This is a genomic window from Chitinophaga varians, assembly GCF_014529945.1.
Lineage (GTDB): Bacteria > Bacteroidota > Bacteroidia > Chitinophagales > Chitinophagaceae > Chitinophaga > Chitinophaga varians.
The window spans coordinates 822,886-847,743 of record NZ_JACVFB010000001.1; the positions used below are offsets into that span (position 1 = coordinate 822,886).

A 24,858-nucleotide genomic window follows, 5' to 3' on the forward strand; every position below is an offset into this window, starting at 1 on the left:
GGTCCTCTGTGTGTAGCATAGTGGTCCCGGACTATTATTACCCAATGTTTATTGCATGATGTCCCTCTTAAATAATGTTATGACTCCCGAATCAAGGTTTTTCAGCAAAAGCTGCAAGCGGCTGTTACTGGCGCTGTTTGGCATGATGACGACCGTTGCCGCTACTGCCGGCACTTTCCCCGTCACCAATACGAACGATGTTGGGCCCGGCTCATTCAGACAGGCTATTCTGGATGCGAACGCAGCGGGCGCAGGCCCGCACGATATCGTGTTCAATGTGCACGGCCAGATTACACTGGCCACGTCGCTGCCTACCATTACGGTGAAGAAACTGACGATCGACGGGCAGAACAGGATCACCTTGTATTCCACAGGCGTCAATCCCGTCATTAATCCTTTTGTGATCAATGCGGACAGCGTCACTATCCGGAATTTCACGGTGCAGAACAACGGGGACATCAATGTGGACATCTTCCCTAATACAACCGGGATAACGATTGAGAATATACGCTCTTTCAGTACGGTAGGTAACAACCTGAACTCGTTTATGCGGGTACAGGGTGCTTCCAATAAGCTGACGGTGAGAAATATCACTTCCACCGACGTAGAGCCTGCCGGTGCTTCCACCCTCCCGCCACATATCGGGCGGGCCTTTTATTTTACCGGCGGTACGCAGACCGATCTGATCATGGACAATATTCAGCTCAGCACGGCCAACAATACGCGCGGGGGAGAAGGCATCGTATTCCGCGACGCAGGCGTGAATGGGTTTACGCTCACCAATAGTAATATCAGCGGTTTCCAGAATGCGGTGGTACTGAATAATACCGGCGGTGCGGTGGAAACGGCGAACAATGTGTTGTTCCGGAATGTCACCATTGATAGTTTATGGAGCGGCATATCACAGGGTATCTACTGTGATTTCATCGCCACGAATTTTGACATCAACCGCACCACGGTAGATCTGGACGTGATTGGCGCCGATGACGATGGCGACTATGCTTTCCGCTTCGTTAATACAGCTACGAATATTACACTCGATACCATTAATATTAATGAAGTTGATCTCTGGTCCATCTGGTTCAACGGAGCGGCCAGCAATATCACGATTAATAAAGCCGTCATAGAAAACCGGATACCCGGGATCTACGCCGGAAGTCACATCCTGTTTAGTACCACGGTCAATGGCTTTACCTGTACCAATTCAGTACTGAACGGAGACAAGCTGGGCACTACAGATGATAGTGATGCAGGTATTTACTTTACCGGAGCTGCTACCGGCGTCACGATCGACAACGTGACCTTTAACGAGTTTGATGCAGATGGTATTAATGTTACAGGTGCAGCGACCAATTTCCAGCTGACCAATTCTAAATTTACAAAGAACACGGACGGTATTGAGTTTTACAACGATGCTCCGAGAAATAATGTAGACATCATCAACTCTGCTTTTTATGACCAGGGACGCTCCGGTATCGTCATCAACGGCGCAAATGCCGTTACCGACGTAGACCTGAAAGGGGACACGGTCGTGAATAGTACCAATCACGGGATTTGGTTTTATGGCGCCGCCGCCGGCGTCACCGATTCGCAGATAGATGGTTGTGTGGTACATGACAACGGCGGTGCGGGCATCATAACCGTAACGCCCACCAAGGTGATCATCACCAACAACTCCATATATAATAATATGCTCGCAGGCATTTCCTTAGCGGGCGGTAACTGTAACTATACCTTTGCGGCAGGCAAGACGCCGGTACTGGTGTCGTCCACGCCGATGGGAGGAGGGCAGTATCAATTACAGCTCACCATTCCCAATATAACGGCCGGCGCACAATACACCGTCGACATTTATGCCAATGATCCCGCTACGAACAAAACGAGCGGGCAATATTATGTTACGTCCTTAACCGGGCTTTCTGCCGGCACCTCTACACAAACCATCACCTATAATGCTGGTCCGGGTGTTACCGGCCTCGGTTTCTGGACCGCCACGCTGCGCATCCCCGCTAATACCTGCGGTACTTCCGAATTTGGCAATAGCATTTCGATGGCGGCCAAAGGTCCTGCCTGTGTGAGCAACGGCGTAGTAGCATGGTACCGGGCAGACCAGGCGGTGAATGGCGTGAACTGGGGCGATATTTCCGGTAACGCCAACCATATGACGGTGGTCGGTGATCCGGACAATACCACTGGTATGGTCAACTTCAATCCGGCTATTTATTATGATGGCAACGATGCCCACGTGGTACCTGCCGCGGCAAGTGTTGCCGGGGCTTATTCTATCATGGGCATGGGCCTGCTGGAAGGTAGCCAGACGGGCCGCGTATTCACCAGCTCCACCAGCAATGAATTGATGGGGTGGCATGCCGGGCTGGAAAACCGCGCGTATGTGGAAGGTTGGATCGATCAGGGTAACGCTGTTACGGCAAAAGGTAAACTTTACTCTTTTGAAAGAGCAGCCAGCGGCGCCTATGAATTTAAAAGCAACGGCGTACTGCGGAAAAACGGCCCTACCTCCAGCGCTACCGGATGGACGCTGGACGTAGGCGGCAACGCTTATGCTGAATACTCAAAAATATTTATCCCGGAAGTATTCATCTACAACCGTGACCTGACGCCTGCCGAAATGCAGCGGATAGAATCTTACATGGCGCTCAAATACGGCATCACGCTCAACAACGGCGCTACAGATTATATTAACAGCGACGGTACCGTACAAATATGGACGGCCGCCGCTAATGCCGGTTATGGCAAACGCATCACCGGTATCGGCCGCGAGGATTGCGCTATGCTGAGCCAGAAACAATCCCTCAGCCAGGATAGTGGTATCGTCACGATCGCGCTGGGTAGTGCGATCGCTGCCTCCAATGCGGCGAATGCCACTAACTTCACGCAGGACAAGGCCTTCTTCGCTTTCAGCGACAATGGTGGGACAACCGGTTATTTCACGGCTGTCACCAGCGCTAATGCCAATCAGCGCATGGGCCGCGTGTGGCGGGTACAGAAAACAGCTTCGTGGGACAACAGCCAGCAGATCACGCTGCAACTGGCCGGTGGCGCAGGCAACAACTACCTGCTCATCAGCACTGATGCTGCTTTCGGCACCGTAACCAAAGAACTGAAACTGAATGGCACGGGAACGGTTACACTGTCAGCCGCTGACCTGGCCAACGGCGCTTACTTTACTTTCGGCCAGCAACAACGGTATCCGGGCGGCGTGGCCAATAACCTGCAAGCATGGGTGAAAGCAGATGCCGGCACTACCGTGGCGGATGGTAACATCCTCAAATGGCAGGACCAGGCAGTGCAGAGAGAGTGGCCGCTTAACACCACCACATCCGTGGGCTGGGCGAAGAACGCTATTAACTACAACCCTGCCGTTAACTTCCTGGGTGATAACTTTTTCACAGTACCGAAATTCACAGAGAGCTTCACGGCGGGTGAAATATTCTCCGTACAGTATTCCAATACGCCGGCTACTGCTACTGCGCCTTCGTTCCCGTTTGAATTTGGAGGAGACGCGTCCGCACTGACAGCACAACACTACCCGTATAACGGTTATGTATATACGCACTTTGGTACCAATGCAAGGCCCGGGTATTCGTTCGGAAGTCTCAATATACAAAAGGCACATATATTAAATAATTGGAGCGCTCCCGGCAACTGGGCATTGAACTTTGATGGCAAAACCATCGGCAGCAGTACAACCTTCCCTGTTTCTTTCAGCAGAGGGGCCGCGCTGAACTCCGCTATCGGCGCAGGACATGGTTCCATATTTAATGGTCGCATGGCTGAGGTGATCCTTTATAACAGGCAGCTGAACGCTACAGAGCGTTCACAGGTAAACAGCTACCTCGCACTGAAATACGCGCTCACCCTGAAAACTGCCGCTGGCGCCACGACGGACTACCTCGCCAGCGACGGTACCACTAAAATGTGGACCGCTACTAAAAATACCGGTTACGGTGAACGTATCACCGGTATCGGCAGGGATGACAATGGTACACTGCTGCAGAAACAAAGTCTGTCGCAACTCGATGGCGCCAACGTGACCATCAGTATCGGTACCGCGCTGGCAGCTGCCAACTCGGAGAATACCACCGATGTGGCCAACGACCTTTCCTTCTTTACTTTCAGCGATAACGGCCAGCCGGCTACCTACAGCCAGGGCGTTACAGGTCTGGGGAATGTCACCGCGCGCATGGGCCGTATCTATAAAATAGATCGTACCAACTGGGCGACCAGTTCCATCAGACTGGGATTGACCGGTGGTAACAATACCAATTACCTGTTGGTGAGCAATGATGAAACCTTTGGTGCCGGTGATAAAGTATATGCACTGGATGCTAACGGTCAGCTTACCCTGGGCAGCGATCTGCTGCCTGACGGCGCCTTCTTTACTTTTGCCAATGCGCAGGCAGGTCCGGCTGGCGTAGCCGGCGGCCTGGAAGTATGGGCGAGAGCGGATAGCGGGGTAGTGATAAGTGGCGGCAACGCTTCCCAATGGAAAGAGATGAGCGCTTCCGGCCGTACATGGACAGTCTTTAATGGAGTGGCCCTCCCATGGAAGGCTGCATCCTTTAACTTTAACCCGGGTATCAGCTTCGTTGGCACTGGCACTGGCGGTAGTTATTTCATTTTACAGCCAGAGATCGCCAATACCTTTACCGCTGGTGAAGTATTCTCTATACAAACATCCAACGTTGACAACACCGGTAATGCCATGTATCCTTTTGAATTTGGTGGTACCTATGCAGGCGGTGCAGCGTTCTATAATTATACCAACAACAATCAATTTACTTATTTCGGTACCAACACCGGTCGCATGAACTTCCCGTACCCTGCCGGTGTCAGCGTACGCAATGCGCATATGCTCAACATCTGGAGCGCTCCCAACGACTGGGCAGCCGGTGTGGACGGCAAAGTATTGCTGACTGTCAATCCCAATGCCGTGAATTTCCTTTCTCCGGCTAACAATAAGGATTATATCGGCGCCGGTCACAATGCTGTACACAATGGTGACATCCCTGAGGTCATCTTGTATTCCCGCAAGCTGACCACCGTAGAACGCCAGCAGGTCCAATCCTATATGGCGCTGCGTTATGGCCTCACATTGGGCATCGGTACACCGATGGATTACCTCGCCAGCGACGGTACTACCACTATGTGGAAAGCCGCTACCGGTGGCGCTTACGCCAAACATATCATTGGTATCGGTCGTGACGACAAAGGCATGCTGTTGCAGAAACAATCTATTGCGGCAGATACCGGTATCATCACCATCTCCGCGGGTGCGGCTATTGCTGCTTCCAACAAAGCCAATGCCACCACTATCACCAACGATCTCTCTTTCTTCACTTTTGGAGATGATGGCGCGGCCACGACCTACCTGACACCGGTGACCGGTCTCAACACCGTCAATAGCCGCATGACCCGTATCTTCAAAGCACAGAAGACTAACTGGGCAGATCAGAATATTACGCTCAAAGTGGCCGGCGGTAATGCAAGAACTTACCTGTTGGTAAGTGCCGACAATACTTTCGGCGCAGGCGACGTTGCCTATCCGCTGAATGCCGATGGCACTGTTACCCTTAACAGCAGCCAGTTGGCCGATGGCGCTTACTTTACTTTTGCGAGAAATGTTACCGGGCCCAATGGCGTTACCAACGGCGTTACCTTCTGGCTGCGTGCAGATGACGGCATGTCCGGTGGCAGCAACTGGACCGATTACAGCAGCAAAGGTAACGACGCTGTACAAGCTGTAGTCGGCAGCCAGCCTATCACGGACGCGAAAGCCTTCAACTTCAACTATGGCCTCGTATTCGATGGTACGGATGATTACCTTGATATTAACACTACCCGTATAGACCCGTCAACCGCCACTATCTTTGCAGTGGCCAGCGGCTCCGGTTTCTCCACTGTGAGAGAACTGGTGGGCAGCGGCGCTGAAAGCGCAGCGCATGGTATGGAATTCAGGATGGTCAATTCAGGACAGCAGCAATTCCTCGAAAACGCAGCAGCAGTAGTGGCTGTAGGTGGCCTTGCCACTTTCCAGGCTAATAAACCCTATATTTTCAGCGTTACCCAGGCCAGCAATACGCCCAATGGTATCCGCATGTTCGGAAACTATAAGCTCGACAACCAGGGAACGATCAACCTAACACCGCTCACACAGAACCTGGTGTCCATCGGTTCCCGCTCCATCGCGGGCAGGGGACTTTTCTGGATGGGCGGCATGGGTGAAGTGGTGGCCTACAACCGTATATTGTCCGACGCAGAACGTCAGTCAGTAGAATCTTACCTGAGCCTGAAATATGGTATCACCATGAACGAAGGCGCTACGGACTACCTGGCTACCGACGGCTCCAAATACTGGACTGCCGATGCCATCTATAAAGCACGTATCACCGGTATCGGTAGAGATGATGCTACTGCGCTGAATACCAAACAGTCCCTCAGCGTGGACACAGGGTACGTGACCCTCTCACTGGGCAGCAATATTCCGCTGACCAACGAACAGAACAGCAATACGATTACCAACGATAAATCCTTCTTTGTATTTGGCGATAACGGCCAGTCGGCGACTTCTTACACCACTATCGTAAGCGGCACCAACGCCACCCGCCGACTGCCCCGCGTATGGAAAGTAGGCAAAACCAACTGGACCGATCAGAATATTACCCTGAAAGCCAATGCCACCGGCACGAAAGTATATATGCTGATCAGTACTGATCCTACTTTTGCGACGGTCACCCAGGAACTGCCGCTGAATGCAGATAAAACCATTACCCTCAGCAGCAGCCAGCTGCCTAATGGTATCTACTTTACTTTCGGCGCAACAGTGAAATACCCGGGCGGCGTGGCCAGCAGCAATATGTTATGGTTGCGCGCAGATATCGCTACTTCTGCAACTGCTGACAATACGCCGATCAGCAGCTGGAACGACTATAGCTCCAATGGCAACAACGTAGCACAGGCTACAGCTGCCAATCAGCCGATCTACATGGACAATGCTGCCAACAACCTGAACTTTAACCCCGTGGTAAGGTTTAATGGTGCGCCGCATGCCATGACAGGCAACTCTTTCCTGAAGACCGGTACCTACAATGCAGCTTATGCTTTCTATGCCGGAAGCCAGGCAAGTGCCAATCAGACAGTTATCTTTACAGAACCTGCTCCTGTTGCAGGAACGAACCAGTTTACCTTACACGCCACCTGGAGTGATAATGTCGTGTACTGGGATGCTCCTTTCCTCAACAACCGTCTTACCTATAATGTAGGAGATATCACCAATCAGGTAATTCTCTGGACAGCGACCAGCAATTTGAGTCTTGCTGCCAACAAACAATTCATCTACAAGAATGGTGTCAATGTGGCCGCTGGTAATAAGACGGATGTCATAACCGGCGGAGGTAAACCATTCCAGTTAGGTTGGAATACCAGTTCCTATAACGGCCGTATGGGCGATGTAATCGTGTATACCAACGCGCTCACTCCGGTGGAAGAGCAGAAGGTGAACAGCTACATGGCCATTAAATATGGTATCACGCTAAACAACGGCGCTACCAACTACCTGGCCACCGACGGCAGCACCGTATGGAATGCTGCCACCAACACCGGTTACGGTAATTATATTACCGGTATCGGTCGTGACGACGCGGAAGACCTGAACCAGAAACAATCCCGCAATACCATGAGCGGTATGCAGCTGGCGATCGGTCTGAATAGTCTCTCAGAAACAAACAACAGCAATGCCAATGCATTCACGGCTGATAAATCATATATGGTATGGGGCGACAACGCCGGCAGCGGTCTCTTTAAAACCGCGCTGACAGGTCACCCTGTGGCCAACTACCGCATGGCCAGGGTCTGGAAAGTACAGAAATCCGGCACTGTCGGTACGGTACAGGTGGCGGTGCCCTACGACGCACTGCCCAACGCGGCGCAGACTTACCTCATCGTCAGCAACGACGCTACTTTCGACGGAACGGACCAGTTCATTCCGGTAACCGCCATGACACTCAACGGCGTGAAACACTACGCCGCCAATGTGGACCTGGCCAACGGCCAATACTTCACCTATGGCGCCTCTATCAAAACGCCGGGTGGGGTAGTGGGCACTTCCCTGTGGCTGCGTGCAGACGCAGGTACTTCCAGCACGACAGACAATAGCGCTATCAACGGCTGGACAGACTACGCTTCAGACCTGAACAACGGTACACAAGCTACCGCTGTGAACCAGCCGCTGTACATGAGGAATGCAACGACCAATGCCAACTTTAACCCTGTCGTGAAATTCGATGGGGCAGATTTCCTGAACCTCGATATCAACAAACTGCCGATGGGCACCAGCGCCAGAACATTCTTCGGCGCGGGTAGTTTGTCTACGCTCACTGGCAACGGTTATATCATCGGATATGGTGGCAACACTACCAGTCAAGGTGTAGGCCTCGCAGCCATAGGCGGTAACGGTACAGCTGATTTTGTGGGTTGGGCTAATGACGTGACCAGCGCTGCCGGCTACTGGCAACCTAATGTATTTAATGAAATGGTGGGCGTATGGGCCGGTAATGGCGGCAACGCTACCCTGTACGGCAAGATGCAGAAGTTAGGCGGACCGCTGGCCAAGGCCTGGAACACCACTACCGGCGGTGCTCAAATTGGTAGCCCACCCTGGGACATCGCACAGTCCTGGAAAGGCAACATCGGTGAGGTGATCGTATATCCGACCGCGTTAAGTACCAATGAACTGCAACGCGTATCTACGTACCTGGCTATCAAGTACGGCTATACGATGGACCAGACCACGCCGGTCGACTATCTGGCTACCGATGGCACTACCAAAGTATGGGATGCCACCGCCAACGCCACTTATAAAAATAACATCACCGGTATCGGTCGTGATGATGTGGAAGGCCTGACACAGAAACAAAGCCAGAACATCAACACCGGCTTACAGCCCATAGTGGGCCTCGGTGCTATCGCAGCCGATAACCTGAGCAATACCAATACCTTCTCCGCAGATAAATCATATATGGTATGGGGAGATGATGGCGCTGCCACCACTTTCACCACCGCTATCACCGGTAATCCGGCTGTTACCAACCGTATGACAAGAATCTGGAAGGTACAGGAATCCGGTACCGTAGGTACCGTTAATATCGCTGTGCGGAGAGATCAGCTGCCGAAAATAGCGACTACCCCTTACCTGGTAGTCAGCAATGATGCTACTTTCGACGGTACTGATCAGTTTATTCAACTGTCTGCCACAGACGTAAATGGTGTGGCCAGCTATGCGACCAACCTCGATCTGACTAACGGTCAATACTTTACTTTCGCCAGCTTCGTAACAGCACCGGGTGGTGTGGCCAACGAAATGCTGTGGGTGAAAGCAGATGCAGACCTGCTGGTGAATGCCAACAATCAGGTAGAACAGTGGATCAACCAGGCCGGCTCTATGGTAACGGAACTGCGTGCTGCACCTGTAGCCCATACAGATCCTATTGCCGCTTCAGCGGACATCATTAATGTACCTAATGGTATCAACTTTAACCCAACGGTAGACTTCTCCGGCGCCATAGGCAAATCCCTGAAAGGTAATGCCGGTATCAGCTGGAACTCTACCCCCAATATGTCCATCTTCTCTGTGAGTTCACCGGAAGGTCCGGTAGTCAATGGCCTGGGAGGTATTTTCGCTACCAATGGCGAATGGTCGGCATCAGCGAATGCCGGCAGAGGACTGTTGTATACCAGCGGCATTAACTATGCGCTGGATGGCGGCGGATGCCTGGTGGCACCGTCTTACCCTCCTTACTTAGGGCCCAATGTGGTACGTGGTGAGTATGTAAGTGCCAACAACGGACTGAATGGAAATACCTGGCTGAATGGCAAAAAAGGTACGCTCGGCAATAACTGCGCAACGCAGGCAGGAGGCTCTTTCTTTGAAATAGGCGGTCGTACCACCGACAACACAGCGTATGATAACCGCATCTTCAACGGTAAAATCCCTGAGGTGATCGTATACAAGACGGCCCTCACGGCTACTGAAGCCCAACAGGTGGAATCTTACCTCGGGGTGAAATATGGTATCACGCTTGACCAGAGCACCGCACAGAACTATCTGGCCACAGATGGCTCCGTGATCTGGAACGCCACCGCTAACAACGCTTATAAAACAAATATCTTCGGTATTGGTCGCGATGACCGTGAGGCGCTGGCACAGAAGCAGTCCCACAGCATCCACCCGGGTTCTATCCTGACGATTGGTATGCGCACCATCGCCGCTACCAACGCCGATAACGGTAATACTTTCGGCGCCGATAAGAGCTACCTGATGCTGGGCAGCAACAGCAATGCCCTGACCGTAGCCGGTACAGACCTGCCCGTAGGCAGCTGTATCCCTGAACGTCTCACACAGGAATGGAAAACACAGTTCACCAACTACGATATCAGCAGCCAGCCACTCAGCCTGCAGTTCAATCTGAACGGCATCACCGTGAAAGGCACTGCTGCTACTGACTTCACCATCCTGGTGGATGAAGACGGCGACGGCAACTTCGCCACCGGCACTGTCAGCGAAATTCCGGCTACCAGCTTCAACGGCGGTGTCGTGAGCTTCGACAACATCAGCACCCTGAAAGACGGCGTGGTGTTCACCCTGGTGACCAGCCACCTGCAACGTACGGCTAACCTGGTACCGGATGCAACGGTGAGAACAGTGGCATCTACCTGTATCGACAAAGGCACGCTGTATTTCATCGATCCTTCCGATGCCAACAAATACATCGCTTCTATTACCCTGAACGGTAATACCATGGACGTCACCAAGCTGTCGGCCCTGGTAGATGTAAACAGAGATATGAACGCGGCACTGGGCAAAAACAGCGGCACCGACTATGGTACGCAGCTGATGCGCAGACTGGTACAGATCAGCTATACCGGTGCTGACCTGACACAGAACGGTGGTGTTACCCTCCGCCTGTTCTGGAACCCGGCCGAAAAAACCAATGCACAGAACATGCTCTCCGGCACGCGCGGTGTAACCGGCGCACAACGTTGGGCATGGTTCAAACATACCGGTGATATCGCCGCTACGCTGGCGGACCTGACGCCTTCAGCACTCGCCAATATCAATGAACTGACACCTTCCGCTACCGGCCAACAGGACGGCGTGGAATACGTGGAATTCAGCGGTATTCAGAACTTCTCCACTTTTGGGGGTGTAACAACCGCCACCGGCGTACTGGCTATCACCAAAGGTCAGGATGGCAAAGAAGGTGCACAGAACGGCTCTTTCAATGTTAGTCTGCCTGGTACCGTTACCGCAACAGAAGACATCACCGTGAACTATACCGTGACCGGTAGCGCGGCTAACGGCGTCGATTACACGACGTTGACCGGCACCATGACCTTCCCGGCTGGCAGCAACAGCGCGCCGCTCAACGTAGTCGTGACCGATGACAACATCCTGGAATTGACAGAAGACGTGACCGTTACCCTGAACGCCGCCAGCGGTGTTACCAGTGGTAACGCCTATATTATCAGCAGCACACAGTCTGCCGCTACGGTGAACATTGAAGACAATGACGCCAACGACCCGGCTAAGACAACCGCAGGCATTGTGTGGGTGGCCGATGCGAGAGAACCCAACACCAATGGTTCCTTCTATGTTAGCCTGCCGCCAAACGTTACTTCATCTGAAGACATCACCGTGAACTATGCCGTGGCCGGCGATGCTACCCCTGGCGCAGACTATATTCCGCTCAGCGGTTCAGTATTGATTCCGGCCGGTCAGCCTGGCGCCACCGTGTTGGTACAGGTGAACGATGACCAGCTGCTGGAAAAACCAGAGACGGTGATTGCCTCCATCACAGGTGGTAGCTCTGCTCACTTCACGCTGACACCACGCGCCGGTGCTATCACTGCCACCGTGAACATCATCGACGATGAAAATACGCCGGCTAATCTCGTACTGAGCATTGCCAAGGCGAACGATGCCGCCGAACCGGCCACCAATGGCGGCTTTATCATCAGCCTGCCAGCTAATGTCAAGTCTACCGAACCTATCACCGTCAGCTATTCTGTCAGCGGTACAGCCATAGGTGGGTCTGATTACAACACCCTCACCGGTACGGTGCTCTTCCCGGCCAACCAGCCTAGTGTAGCCCTGCCCGTTAGCGTGATCAATGACGACCTGATTGAAAACCTGGAAACCGTAGACGTTAAGCTCATCGGCGGTACCAGCAGCAGTTTCACCTTCACAGCCAGCACCACCAACGGTACCGCTACCGTGAACATTGCTGATGATGATAATACTGCCGCTAACCGTGTACTGAGCATCAAAAAAACAACTGATGCCGCAGAACCGGCTACCAACGGGCTGTTTACTATCAGCCTCCCTGGTACGATCAAATCTTCTGAACCCGTAACCATAACCTATACATCCTCCGGTACCGCTACCAGCGGCGTAGATTACGCCGCCCTGGGAACAACGGTGTTGCTGCCTGCAGGACAGAACAGCATCACCCTGCCAATCACCGTTATTGATGACAAGATCATCGAGAAGACTGAGAATGTCATTGCAACGGTGACTGGCGGTACCAGCAACAGCTTTACTTTCACTGTCAGCAGCACAGAGGCCAGCGCCACTGCTGACATCACGGATGATGATAACACACCAGCCAATCGTGTGTTGAGCATCGTCAACGATGGGGGAGACGCGTCTGAACCTGCTACCAACAGTAAGTTCACGATCAGTCTGCCTAAAGGCGCTACCGCCGCCGATAACATCACCGCTGTAGAGCCTATCACGGTGAACTACGCCATCACTGGCACGGCCATTAACGGCACCGACTATGCGACGCTCACCGGCACCGCGATCATCCTCGCGGGTGACAACAGTGTCACCGTTCCCGTAACCGTGATCAACGACCAGCTGATGGAGCTGACCGAAGACGTGACGCTGACGATTACCGGTGGTAGCAGCAGCAGCTTCGCCTTTACGGCAAGCCCGACCAACGGTAATGCGACTGTAAACATTCTGGACGATGACAACACACCGGCCAATCGCGTACTGAGCATCACCAAAACCAATGATGGTGCAGAACCAGCCACCAATGCGCTGTTTACGATCAGTCTGCCTTCAGGCGTTATTCCTTCAGAAGACATCAAGGTGACCTATACGATAGCAGGAACGGCTACTAACGGCACAGACTACACTACGTTGACTGGTATTGCAACTATCCCCAAAGGAAAAGACAATGTTACGGTCCCTGTAGTGGTGACCAACGACCTGCTGATAGAAGGTACAGAAGATGTGGTGTTGACACTCACCGGTGGCAGCTCTGCTAACTTTGCTTATACACTTAATCCTTCTCAAACCACCGCTACAGCTAATATCGCCGATGACGATGATAATGCTGCTAACCGGGTACTGAGCGTTACGAACAATGGCGACGCAGCAGAACCGGCTACCAATGGCGAATTTAAAATCAGCCTGCCTGCAGGGGTAACCTCTACCCGGCCGATTACCGTGAACTATAGCATTGGGGGAACAGCTACCGCAGGCGCAGACTATACTGCATTAACCGGCACCGCTGTCATACCTGCAAATCAACCCTTTGTTGTGGTGCCTGTCACAGTAGCGAATGATAACATCATCGAACTGACAGAAACAGTGGTGATGACCATTACCGGTGGAACTGGCGGAGGCGCTCCTTATACCGCCGCTCCGGGGGCTACCACGGCCACCGTGAACATTGCGGACGACGACAATACACCGGCCAACCGCGTCGTGAAAGTCGTGGCCACCCGCGATGGGGCTGAAGGCGGCACCTCTATCAGGTTCGATTTCTCCCTTGCTTCAGGGGCTGACATTTCTCAACCGATAAAAATTAATTATACCGTAACCGGTTCCGCTATTTTGGGTACTGACTATAACGGTATCACTGCGAACCACTTCGACGGAACAGCCATCCTGTCACCAGGGGCCACTGTTTCAACCTCCATCGTGGGTAATATCGTAGATGATAAAATCATAGAGGGTACAGAAAACGTCGTGATCACCATTACGGACGCTTCCTCCACTGACTTTACATTTACGCCGGACCCTGCGGCCACCACAGCCACCGGAAATATCCTGGACAACGATGACGCGTTCCGTGTGATCAGCATCAAACCCAGAATGGATGCCGCAGAACCGGCTACCAGCGGGGCTTATTCCATCGGACTGCCAGCCGGCTATTCAGCTGCCGTACCTATTACGGTGACATATAGCATCGCTGGTTCCGCAACACCTGGGGTGGATTACGCGACCCTGAGCGGTACGGCGGTGATCCCGGCCTATACAGAAGGCCTCGACGTATTTGTGAACCCGATCGATGACCAGCTCATTGAAAACACGGAAAACGTCGTTGCTACGCTGACAGGCGTGAGCAATACAGGCTATACCATCAGCACCACCAATGCCAGCGCTGTTGTCAATATCGATGATGATGATAATTCAGCCGCCAACCGTGTGCTGAGCATCACCAAAGTGTCTGACCTCGCAGAACCTGCTACCGATGGTAGCTTCAAGGTGAGTCTGCCTGGTATCATTAAAACATCAGAGGATGTGACCATCCACTATGCTGTCACTGGTACCGCTGTTAACGGTACCGACTATACGACACTCACCGGTACTGTGTTGCTGCCAAAAGGAGAGAACAACGTGCTGATTCCGGTAGCTATCCAGGACGACAAGATCATAGAAGGTACAGAAAATGTGACCCTCACCCTTACCGATGGTAAGAGCACCAGCTTTGTCTTCACTGTCAGCCCAACCAATGGCAGCGCTTCCGCTGATATTGCTGATGATGACGACGATGCGGCCAACCGTGTACTGAGTGTCACTAAAGACAGTGATGCGGCAGAACCTTCCACTAACGGTGGATTTAAAATCAGTCTGCCTGCCGGGGTAACTTCCACCCAGCCTGTTACTGTGAACTATAGCATCGCGGGAACAGCGATCGGTGGTACAGACTACGCCACATTAGGTGGTACCGCTACCATCCCGGCCGGCCAGCCTTTTGTGATCGTACCGGTAGCTGTGATAAATGATGATCTGCTGGAACTGACCGAAACCGTGGATATGACCATTACCGGCGGCACCGGCGGGGGCAAGGCTTATACTGCCAGCACCACCAATGGTACTGCTACCGTCAATATCCTCGATGATGACAATACCGCGGCCAACCGCGTACTGAGCGTTACCAATAATGGCAATGCCGCAGAGCCAGGCACCAACGGCGGATTTAAAATCAGCCTGCCAGGCACTATCAAGCCGTCAGAAGCCATCACCGTTACTTATACCATTGGCGGATCAGCCACCGGTGGCAAAGACTATGATGTACTGACAGGTACGGCGATCATTCCTATCGGTCAGACCAGTGTAACCGTTGACGTGAATGTGATTGACGACAAGATCATTGAAGGCCAGGAAGATGTTACACTTGCCATTGCCGGCGGTACCAGCACCAACTTTGCTTACACCGCCAGCACTACCAACGGCAACGCCCTGGTAACGATAGATGACGATGACAACATCGCCGCCAACCAGGTGCTGACTGTCATCAAAAAAGCAGATGCCGCAGAACCGGCCACCCATGGTAGCTTTGAGGTAAGCCTGCCTACAGGTTATACTTCTGCCAGAGATATCACCGTGACTTACAACGTGACCGGCACGGCCACTTCCGGTGTAGATTATCAGGCCCTGGGCACCATCACCATCCCGGCCAATCAACCCAGTGTTATCGTTCCTGTGAACGTGAAAGATGATAAGATCATGGAACCGACAGAGACGGTAGACCTGGCGATCACCGGTGGTAGTGACACTAAATACACCTATACCATAGCTGCCGGCGCAGGTACTGCTACCGTGAACATCGCGGATGATGACTACGCCAATAACAGCAAGGTAGTGTTGCTCACGAAAGTGTCCGACGCAATAGAAGGTAGCACCAAAGGCCAGTACAAGGTTTCCCTGGCGCCGAATGTGACCAGCTCAGAAGATGTGGTGATTGATTTCTCTGTTGCCGGAACAGCTGACCGCGGCCCTGATTATAATTTACTGAATCTCACCGCCGGTAAGATCGTAATACCAGCAGGCGCCAATGAGGTATTCATCGATGTAGATGCACTGGCTGACTCGAAAGTGGAAGGACCGGAAACCGTGATACTGACACTTACCAGCGCTAACGCAGGAAGCTTACCATTTACCATAGATCCATCCGGCAACGGAGCGGTCGTGAACATCATCGATGCCGACGCGGCCTCCAGCACGCCGATACAGATCATCGCCGGCACCAACGCTGCCGAACCAGCTACTAACGGCACCTTTACCGTACAGCTGGCAGGTGGCACTACGTCTGCATGGCCTGTGACGGTTGGATACAAAATATCCGGTACCGCTAGTTCCGGTGTAGACTATGAAGCACTGGGCGATATCACTATACCAGCCGGTACGCCATCTGTACCGCTCACACTCAAAGTGCTGGACGACAAGATCATTGAGCTGAATGAAACGGTGACCATTACCCTCCTGTCGGGTAGTGCCAGTGATGGAACCAATGCTTATATCTTCCCGCCAGACCCGGCTAAGAACGAGATTACCCTGACTATCGCGGATGATGACGCTGCTGTTGCGGCCAACCGGGTACTGAAAGTGGTGAAAAATGAAGACGCCGCAGAACCGGCCACCAATGGTTCTTACACTGTCAGCCTGCCGGGTACTTATACCTCCGCAGCGCCGATCACGCTGAACTATACAATGAGTGGCGCTGCCAGCAATGCGGATTATACCATCAGCACCGTCACCATGCCGGCCAATACCAACAGCTTTACCATTCCGTTGGTAGTGACGGATGATAAGATCATCGAGCCTACAGAAGACGCTATATTGACGCTCTCCGGTGGTAAAGATGGTAACGGCTTCGACTATACGGCAGATCCGGCTGGCAACAACGCCACTGTGAACATCGCCGATGATGACAATACCGCGGCCAACCGCGTACTGTCTGTGAAGAAAACAGCCGATGGCGCTGAACCGGGCACTCCTGGTGAGTTTACCATCAGTCTGCCTGCCGGTTACACCGCATCGGAAGACATCAACGTTACTTACACCATCGCTGGCTCCGCCACTGCTGATGACGACTATACAGCCCTGACAGGTACCGTGACGATACCTAAGGGAGGGACCGGTAGCGTAACCGTAGCCGTACCGGTGAAAAATGACTTCACCATAGAAGGCACAGAGACCGTGGAGATGACCCTGACCGGTGGCACCAGCGCTATCAGCAACTGGGCCTTTACTCCGGCACCGGGTAATAACATCGCTACTGTCAACATCGCCGATGACGACAATATCGCGGCCAACCAGGTACTGAGCATCAAAAAGAAAACGGATGCCGCAGAACCAGGTACCAATGGCGCCTTCACCATCAGCCTGCCTGCGAATATCAATTCATCTAAGCCCATCACCGTGACTTATACCATAGCGGGAAGTGCTGAAAATGGAAAAGATTACGCAACGCTCACCGGTACCGTGACGATACCTGCCTATGCAAATAGTGTAGACGTCCCCGTTACCGTGTTGCCTGATAAGATCATAGAAGGCCTGGAAACCGTGGACCTCACCCTTACCGGTGGTAAATCTCCGGACTTTACTTTCACCGTGAGCCCGACAGATTTCAAAGCCACCGTGGACATTGCGGACGATGACGACATCCCGGCCAACCGGGTACTGAGTGTTATCAACGCGGGTGATGCCGCAGAACCAGGCACTAACGGCCGATTCTACATCAGCCTGCCTGCCGGTTACACCGCGGCAGTGCCGGTGACAGTGACCTACACCGTAGCTGGCACCGCTACTGCGGATGACGACTACACCGCCCTTACCAAAACGGCGATCATAGGAGTGGGCGACGAAGGAGTATATGTAGCGGTTAACGTGAAGGACGATAAGATCATCGAGCCTACAGAGAACGTGGACCTGACTATCTCCGGCGGCACCGGCGCTGCGCCATACACCGCCAGCCCCACCAAGGGTACCGCTACCGTGAACATCACCGATAACGACAGTGCGCCGGGCAACCTGGTACTGTCTGTGACCAGGGTGTCCGACGGCGCGGAACCAGCCACCAACGGCGCATTCCGTATCAGTCTGCCTGCAGGATATACCACGTCAGAAGCTATCACCGTGCGTTATAGCATTGCGGGCAGCGCAACGAATGGCGATGACTATGCGGCCCTCGCCGGCACCACCATCATCCCGGCCAACGCCGATGGTGTGACAGTAGATGTGACCGTCGCCGATGATAAGATCATCGAAAACACCGAAAACGTAGAGCTGACCCTCATCGACGGCAAAAGCACCAGCTTCCTCTTCACGCCTGGCGCTACCAGCGGCATCGCGTCCCTGGATATCGTAGACGACGACGCCACAGCACTGGTGCTGAGCATTAAGAAGAAAGCTGACGCAGCAGAACCGGGTACGAATGGGGCCTTTACCATCAGTCTGCCTACAGGATATACCATAGCAGAACCGATCACCGTACACTACAACATCAGTGGCAGCGCTACCGCAGGTGACGACTACAATACATTGAGCGGCACCATCCTGCTGCCTGCCGGTATGCCCGGATCTGTAGACCTGGATGTAATCGTGAAGAACGACAAGATCATTGAGCCAACAGAAGATGTGATCGTTACCTTAACAGGTGGCACCAGCGCTAACTTCAGCCTGGTGGCCAGCAGTACCGAGGGTAGTGCTAAAGTGAATATCGCCGACGACGAAAGTGCTGATCCGGCCAACCTGGTACTGGGTATCGTGAAACATGCAGACGGCGCAGAACCGGCTACCAACGGCGCCTTCAGAGTGGGTCTGCCAACCGGCATCACCGCTTCAGAGCCTATCACGGTGAACTACACCATCGCGGGTACCTCTACCGCTACCGCAGGCGCTGACTACGCCGCCTTAAGCGGAAAAGTGATCATCCCGGCAGGTACAGACAGCGTGGACATTGTAGTGGCTGTAGCAGATGATAAGATCATCGAGCCAACAGAAACTGTGATCGCCACCCTCGCAGGCGGCACCTCCAACAGCTTTACCTTCACTGGTAACAGCAACGCCACCGTGAACATCGCTGATGATGATAATGTTGCAGCCAACCTTGTGTTGACAGTGACAAAAGCCGGCGACGGAGCAGAGCCGAACGTGAACGGCGCATTCCTTATCAGTCTGCCTGCAGGTTACACCGCTTCTGAACCTATCACGGTGAACTTCAGCGTAGCTGGCAGCGCCACACCTGGTGACGACTATACAGCCCTGGGCACCACCGCCGTGATCCCTGCCAATACACCGAATGTTACCGTCGTGGTACCGGTGATAGATGACCAACTGTTGGAAATCACTGAAACCGTGGAAATGACCCTCAACGGCGGCAGCTCTGCCAGCTCCGTATACACCGGCAATAGCATGGCCACCGTGAATATCGCAGACGATGATAACACACCGGGCAGCCGTGTACTGTCGGTGACGAAAACCGCCGATGCGGCAGAACCAGGCACCAATGGCGAATTCACCATCAGCCTGCCGGCCAATATCAAAGCATCTGAAGCCATCACCGTACACTATAATATCACAGGCAGCGCCACAGCAGGGGATGACTACACCGCCCTGACCGGCACCGCCATCATCCCTGCCGGTGGCGACAAGGTAACGGTATCCGTGCCAGTCATCGATGATAAGATCATTGAAACCACCGAAGCCGTGGAGATGACCCTGACCGGCGGTACCAGCACCAACTTCAGCTACACGGCCAGCACTACCAACGGCAAGGCTACCGTGAACATAGCAGACGATGATAATGTGGCAGCAAACCTGATCATTATCGTGAGAGACCCGGTTGACGGCGCAGAACCGGCTACCAACGGCTCCTTCACCGTAAGTCTGCCTACTGGTTACACCGCTTCAGAAGACATCACCGTACACTATACCGTCGGTGGCACTGCCACAGCAGGTGTCGACTATACAGCCCTGAGCGGCAGTGTGGTCATCCCTAAAGGAACACCAGGCAGCGCACCGGTAGTGGTAAACATCATCGACGATAAGATCATCGAAAAAACAGAAAAAGTAATATTGACGGCCACAGGGGCTACTTCCACCAGCTTTACGCTCGTGGCAAGCAGCACCAAGGGAAGCGACAGCGTAAACATCGCAGACGATGACGACATCGCCGCTAACCGGGTGCTGAGCGTAACGAACCATGGCAATGCAGCAGAGCCGTCCACCAATGGCAGCTTCGCTATCAGCCTGCCTAAGGGAGTAACCTCGGCCGAAGATATTACCGTCAACTATACCATCGCAGCGGCATCTACCGCTATCGCCGGCACCGACTATGATGCCCTCAGCGGTACGATAGTCATCCCGGCAGGAAAAGACACCGTGTTCGTTCCGGTGAATGTGATCAACGATCAGATCATTGAGAAAACAGAAGACGTGATCATGGACCTGACCGGTGGCAACTCAGCCAGCTTCAGCTTCACCGCCAGCGCGACCAACGGCAATGCTACGGTGACCATCGCTGATGACGACGACAACCCGGCCAACCGCGTACTGTCTGTCAGAAAAACAGCTGACGCCGCAGAACCAGGCACTCCGGGCGAATTCACCATCAGTCTGCCTGTCGGTATCACCGCAGCAGAAGATATCACGGTGAATTACAATATCACTGGCAGCGCCCAAAATGGTACTGACTACGCTAACCTCACCGGCAGCGTGATCATTCCGAAAGGATCAACCGGCAGCGTGGTAGTACCGGTAACCGTCACCGATGATCAGATCATTGAAGGCACGGAAAACGTGACCCTGACACTGACCGGCGGCAGCTCTACCAGCTTCACCTACACCGCCAGCACCACCAACGGCAACGCTACGGTGGATATCGCGGACGACGACGCCACCACCGCTAACCGGGTATTGACGGTGACCAATAATAATGACGCAGCAGAACCAGGTACCCACGGCGGCTTCAAAATCAGCCTCCCGGCCAATATCACTTCTGCTGAACCGATCACCGTGAACTACACCATCACCGGTTCCGCTACCGCAGATGTTGATTACAAAGCCATCACCGGCGTGATCACCATACCGGCCAATCAGCCAGGTAGTGTAATCGTACCCGTGACAGTGATCGACGATAAAATAATAGAACAGACAGAAACCGTGGTCCTGACGCTGAACGGCGGTGCATCCGGCACCTTCACCTTCACCGGTAACAACAACGCTACCGTGAATATTGCTGATGACGACGACATAGCCGCCAACCGCGTGCTGACAGTGACGAAAGCCAACGACGGCGCAGAACCGTCCACTCCGGGTATGTTCACGATACATCTGCCTAAAGGCATCACCGTGTCCGAAGCCGTGACCGTGAATTATACCATCGGCGGCAGCGCCACCCCTGGTAAAGACTACTCCGCACTGGGCGGCACAGCCATCATCCCGATCGGTCAGGACAGCGTGAACGTAATGGTACCGGTACTGGACGATAAACTGATAGAAAAAACAGAAACAGTGGACATGACACTGGCTGGCGGCTCTTCTGCCCACTTTACCTTCACCGGTAACAACAGTGCCACGGTGAATATTATGGATGATGACGACATCGCCACTAACCGTGTACTGACCGTGACTGCTACCAAAGATGGCGCAGAACCGCTGACACCAGGTGAATTCACCATCAGCCTGCCAAACGGTATCGCTTCCTCCGAAGCCATCACCGTGAGCTATACCATCAGCGGCACCGCTACCGCCGGCGCAGACTACACCGCCCTCACCGGCACGGTGATCATCCCTGCCGAAGTGGACAAAGTGACCGTTGCAGTACCAGTGCTGGACGACCAGTTCCTGGAAGGCACCGAGACCGTGGTAATGACCCTCACCGGTGGTACCAGCACCAGCTTCGTCTTTACCGGCAGCAACAGTGCAACGGTGAACATCATAGACGATGAAGACACGCCGGCCAACCGCACGCTGAACATCGTGAAGAAAGCAGATGCCGCAGAACCAGGTACCAATGGCGCCTTCACGGTGAGTCTCCCGAACGGCATCCGTGCCTCCGAAGACATCAAAGTGAACTACACCATCAGCGGTACCGCCACCAGTGGCGATGACTATGTGGCCATCACCGGAACAGTCATCATTCCTCAGGGCAGCACGGGCGTAGACGTACCGGTTACCGTAGTGAATGACCTGGTGATTGAGCAAACAGAAAACGTGATCATGACACTGAACGGCGGCACCTCCGCCAGACTGACGTACACCGGCAACGGCAGCGCTACCGTGGACATCGCGGACGATGAAAGCATCACGCCTGCCAGCATGGTACTGAGCATCACCAAAGATACCGATGGGGCAGAACCGTCTACCAACGGTGGCTTTAAAATAAGCCTGCCTGCCAACATCACTTCATCAGAAGGGATCACGGTGAACTACACCATAGCAGGTACCGCTACCGCCGGCGCAGACTACACCGCCCTCACCGGTACCGCCTTCATCCCGGCAGGTAAAAACGAGGTAGTCGTTCCCGTGATAGTGATAGACGACCAGATCATCGAGGTGACAGAAACGGTGGACGTTACCCTCAACGGGGGCACTTCAGACCACTTCACCTTCACCGGTAATGGCGCCGCCACCGTCAATATCACGGATGATGAAACCACCACGCCGGCCAAACTGGTGCTGACCGTTACCAAAGGCGAAGATGCAGCAGAACCGTCCACTAACGGCTTCTTCACCATCAAGCTGCCGAAAGGCGTTACTTCTTCGGAAGATATCACGGTAAACTATACCGTAGCAGGTGAGGCTACCGCTAACGCAGATTACGACGCACTTACCGGTTCCGTTATCATTCCGGCAGGTAAAGACAGTGTCAATATCATCGTCAATGTAAAAGATGATAAAATAATAGAAGGTACCGAGCGGGTGATACTGACACAGACCAGCGCTACCTCAGCACACTTCACGCTCACTGCCGCAGGCAGCGCTACGGTGAACATCCTCGATGATGAAACCATCGATGCTAACCTGGTGCTGAATGTGACCAGAGAAGCGGATGGCGCTGAACCGTCTACCAACGGCAGCTTTAAAATCAGCCTCCCGGCAGGTGTGACTGCTGCCATGGACATCACCGCCACCTACACCGTAGCAGGCACTGCTACCGCTGGTGGAGACTACACCGCCCTCACCGGCACAGTAGTGATCACCGCAGGTCAGGACGGAGCCACCATACCGGTTGCTGTTATCGACGACCAGCTGATTGAAGGAGATGAAACCGTAGTCATCACCGGCACCGGCGGCACAGCAGGCAGCCTCGTCTTCAAACCAGGCGCTACTAACGTGGCCACCGTGACCATCGCAGATGATGACAACACCAACCTGGACCTGGAAGTAACAGCCAGCAAGCCTAATGCGGCAGAACCGTCTACCCCGGGTGAATTCACCATCAGCATCGCCAGCGGTAAAATACCAACGGCAGACGTCACCGTATACTATACCGTGGCAGGTAGCGCTACCGCAGGCAGCGACTATACAGCCCTCACCGGCACCGCCACCATCCTTGCAGGTAAAACCAGTGTAACCGTACCAGTGATCGTATCCGATGATGACCTGATAGAACCGGTAGAAAACGTGGTACTCACCATCACCAATGGTAAATCTGGTAACATCAACTTCCCGGCAGGGGCTAACAAAACGGCAACAGTCAACATCGCCGATGATGACAATACAGATCTGAGCCTGATCGTGACCGCCAGCAAACCGGATGCAGTGGAACCAGGCGTGAACGGAGAGTTCACCATCAGCCTGGCCAGCGGCAAACGTACCGCAGACCCGATCACCATACAATACATGATCAGCGGCAGCGCTACACCGGATGCTGACTACACCGCGATTACCGGTAAGATCACCATCCCGGCAGGTGCAACAAGTGTAACCGTTCCCGTGAATGTGCTGAACGACAATGAAGTAGAGACACCTGAAACCGTGATATTCATGCTCACCGGCGGAACATCCAACAGCTACACCTTCACCACAGGTGCTGCGAAGGAAGCCACTGTCACCATCACCGATACCGATAAAATGGCCGGTGACCTGATCGTGACCAAAGAGATCGTTGCCCCGGCAACAGGACCTTACCGCATGGGCCAGAACCTCACTTACCGCATCACCGTCAGGAACGCCGGTAACATACCAGTGACCAACGTGAGAGCAGAAGACCGTCTGCCGGTACAACTGGACGTGCCTACCAACACTTCCGCGGAAAGAGGGGAAGTAGTGGTATCACCGGCAACGAAACTGGTAGAATGGAACATCGGTGACCTCGCAGTAGGCGCCTCCGTACAAATGACGCTGACCACCCGCGTAATTGAAGGCGGACAGCTCATCAACGAAGCAACCGCCTACAGCACCAACATGCCGGACGCCGACAGCACCAACAACAAGGGAGTGTCCAGTGTGGCGATAGAAGGTTCCGACCTGTCCTTCCCGAACGTGATCACGCCGAACGGTGATGGTAAAAACGAAAGATTCATCATCGGAGGACTGGAGAAATACCCGGGATCAGCTATTTACATCTACAACCGTTGGGGAAGTATGGTATATCAATCCAAAGATTACCGCAACGACTGGAACGGTTCTAACCTGAACGAAGCAACCTACTACTATATCCTGGAAGTAAGGAAGCCGGATGGTATCAAGAAGTATAAAGGCTGGATAACAATTTTACGGTAAGAGATAACAATTATATCTGCTACAAAAAA

The 24,858-nt window shown here is 53.4% G+C and carries 1 protein-coding gene; it reads left to right on the forward strand.

What is annotated here, in order from left to right:
- Window positions 1-79 precede the first annotated feature (79 nt).
- Complete coding sequence (locus tag ICL55_RS03110) at window positions 80-24,829, forward strand: DUF8202 domain-containing protein (protein WP_188094576.1); 24,750 nt, start codon at window positions 80-82, stop codon at window positions 24,827-24,829.
- Window positions 24,830-24,858: the final 29 nt, after the last annotated feature.

Excerpts from the sequence above, each read along its gene's own strand:
- ICL55_RS03110 (WP_188094576.1), top strand. The coding sequence starts at position 80 with ATGACTCCCGAATCAAGGTTTTTCAGCAAAAGCTGCAAGCGGCTGTTA.